Raw genomic sequence first — 2,411 nt, forward strand, 5'->3', positions numbered from 1 at the left:
CCTCGATCTGCATCTCCTTGTCGACCGCCTTGACCATGTCGTAGATCGTCAGGCACGCCACCGAGACGGCAGTGAGCGCCTCCATCTCGACGCCAGTCTGCCCGCCGACACGTACTTCCGCCGTGACGCGCACGCCGGGGAGTTCTTCATCGATGACGCAATCCACCTTCGCCTTGGTGATCATCAGCGGATGGCACAGGGGAATGAGCTCATGCGTGCGCTTGGCCGCCATGATGCCCGCGAGCCGTGCGGCACCGAGCACGTCGCCTTTCTTGGCATCACCCGAGCGGATGACGGCGATGGTCTCGGGGCGGGTGACGATGCGCCCCTCGGCAATGGCCACGCGGGAGGTGACCTCCTTTTGCGAGACATCGACCATATTGGCTTGGCCGGAGGCGTCGAGATGGGTGAGATCGCTCATGCGGCGGCTCCGTCCTCAAGCGACAGCAATGTCCGCGTCGCCCCCGCGACATCGTCCTGCCGCATCAGGCTCTCGCCGACGAGAAAGGTCTCGATCCGCACCTTGCGCAGGCGGGCGATATCGGCCGGCGTGAAGATGCCGCTCTCGCCCACGATGATGCGGTCACCCGGGATCAGCGGCGCAAGCGTCTCGCTCGTCTCCAGCGAGACCTCGAAGCTGCGCAGGTCGCGGTTGTTGATGCCGATGAGCCTTGCCGGCAGAGTCAGGGCGCGCTCGAGCTCGGCGCGGTCATGCACCTCGACCAGACTGTCCATGCCGAGGTGATCCGCCGTCTCGATCAGCGCGCGCGCTTCCGCGTCGGTGACGCTCGCCATGATCACGAGGATGCAATCGGCGCCCCAGGCGCGCGCCTCGTAGACCTGATACGGCTCGAACATGAAATCCTTGCGAAGCGCCGGCAGGCCGGACGCCTCGCGCGCCTGACCGAGATATTTCGGCTTTCCCTGAAAGGAGGGTTCGTCGGTGAGTACCGAAAGACAGCTCGCCCCGCCCTCGGCATAGGCGCGCGCCAGGGCCGGCGGATCGAAATCCTCGCGGATCAGGCCCTTGGACGGGCTTGCCTTCTTGATCTCCGCGATCAGGGCCGGGCGCCCCTGCGCAATATGCAGCTCGATTGCATCGGCAAAGCCACGCGGCGGCGCGGCGGCGGCGGCGAAGCGCTCGATCTCGGCCTGCGTCACCATCGCCTTGGCAATGGCAATTTCCTCGCGCTTGTAGGCCTCGATCTTCTTCAGGATATCGGCCATCGCATCAGGCTCCGGATACGGCGACGAGCTTGTCGAGCGTGGCTTTGGCCGCCCCGGAATCGATTGCCTCGGCGGCCATGGCGACGCCCTCCTTGAGATCACGCGCCTTCTCGGCGACGACGAGGGAGGCGCCGGCATTGAGCACGGCGATGTCGCGATAGGGCGATTTCTCCCCGTCGAGTACGGAACGCATCGCCCGAGCATTATGCTCGGGATCGGCGCCCTTGAGGTCGCGCGGATCGGCCAGCGGAATGCCGACGCTCTCGGGGTGGATGGTGAAGCGCGAGAACGTACCGTTCTCGATCGCCGCGACATGGGTCTCGCCGGTGGTGGTGATCTCGTCGAGCCCGTCGGAGCCGTGCACGACCCAGACCTTCTGCGAGCCGAGCTGGCCGAGCACCTTCGCCAGTGGCTCGATCCAGACATCGGAGAACACGCCGAGCAACTGGCGCCGCACGCCGGCGGGGTTGGTCAGCGGGCCGAGCAGGTTGAAGATCGTGCGGGTGCCGAGCTCGACGCGGAAGGGGCCGACATGGCGCATCGAAGCGTGATGCGTCTGCGCGAACATGAAGCAGAGATTGGCCTGTTCGAGGCAGCGCTCCAGCGTATGCGGCTCACGCCCGATGGTGACGCCGAGCGCGCTCAGCACATCCGCCGCGCCCGATTTCGAGGAGGCGGCGCGGTTGCCGTGTTTGGCCACCGGCACGCCGCAGGCCGCGACGATGAAGGCGGCGAGGGTGGAAATGTTGTAGGTGCCCGAATGATCACCGCCCGTGCCGACGATGTCGATCGCATCCGCCGGCGCCTTGACCGGTAGCATCCGCGCGCGCATGGCCGAAGCCGCGCCGGTGATCTCGTCAAGCGCCTCGCCGCGCACGCGCAAGGCCATCAGGAAGGCGCCGGCCTGGGAGGGGGTGACCTCGCCGGAAAGCAGCGCGTCGAAGGCCGCGCGGGCTTCTTCCTGCGAGAGCGTCGCGCCCGTGGCGACCTTGGCGATATAGGGTTTGAAACTGTCCATGCTCACATCTGCCGGGTTCAGGCGGGGGCGGTCGTGGCGGCGGATGCCCCGTTGCGCCAGCGCGCCGCCTTGTCGAAGAAATTCCCGATCAGCGTGCCGCCATCGGGTGTCATGATGCTCTCGGGATGGAACTGTACGCCGGAAACGGGCAGGGTGCGATGCTCGA

The 2,411-nt window shown here is 66.7% G+C and carries 4 protein-coding genes; all 4 read right to left on the reverse strand.

Annotated features, from left to right (window positions below; genetic code table 11):
* The coding region (gene moaC, locus VKP01_RS14560; protein WP_324413521.1) for a cyclic pyranopterin monophosphate synthase MoaC at positions 1–421 on the reverse strand (421 nt) is incomplete at its 3' end.
* On the reverse strand, positions 418–1,227 hold the full coding sequence (gene trpC / locus VKP01_RS14565; RefSeq protein WP_324413523.1) for an indole-3-glycerol phosphate synthase TrpC: 810 nt from the start codon (positions 1,225–1,227) through the stop codon (positions 418–420). The genes moaC and trpC, both read right to left, overlap by 4 nt.
* 4 nt (positions 1,228–1,231) lie before the next feature.
* Positions 1,232–2,245 (reverse strand): anthranilate phosphoribosyltransferase, encoded by a 1,014-nt coding sequence (gene trpD, locus VKP01_RS14570; protein WP_324413525.1) that lies wholly within the window; start codon positions 2,243–2,245, stop codon positions 1,232–1,234.
* 17 nt (positions 2,246–2,262) lie between these two features.
* Positions 2,263–2,397 carry a glutamine amidotransferase-related protein gene (locus VKP01_RS14575; protein WP_324413527.1) on the reverse strand — a complete coding sequence of 45 codons (135 nt, stop codon included), beginning with the start codon at positions 2,395–2,397 and terminating at the stop codon, positions 2,263–2,265.
* Between the last annotated feature and the right edge of the window lie 14 nt (positions 2,398–2,411).

It is taken from the genome of Saliniramus sp. (genome assembly GCF_035311605.1).
GTDB lineage: Bacteria > Pseudomonadota > Alphaproteobacteria > Rhizobiales > Beijerinckiaceae > Saliniramus.

Excerpts from the sequence above, each read along its gene's own strand:
- trpC (WP_324413523.1), bottom strand. The coding sequence starts at position 1,227 with ATGGCCGATATCCTGAAGAAGATCGAGGCCTACAAGCGCGAGGAAATT.
- trpD (WP_324413525.1), bottom strand. The coding sequence starts at position 2,245 with ATGGACAGTTTCAAACCCTATATCGCCAAGGTCGCCACGGGCGCGACG.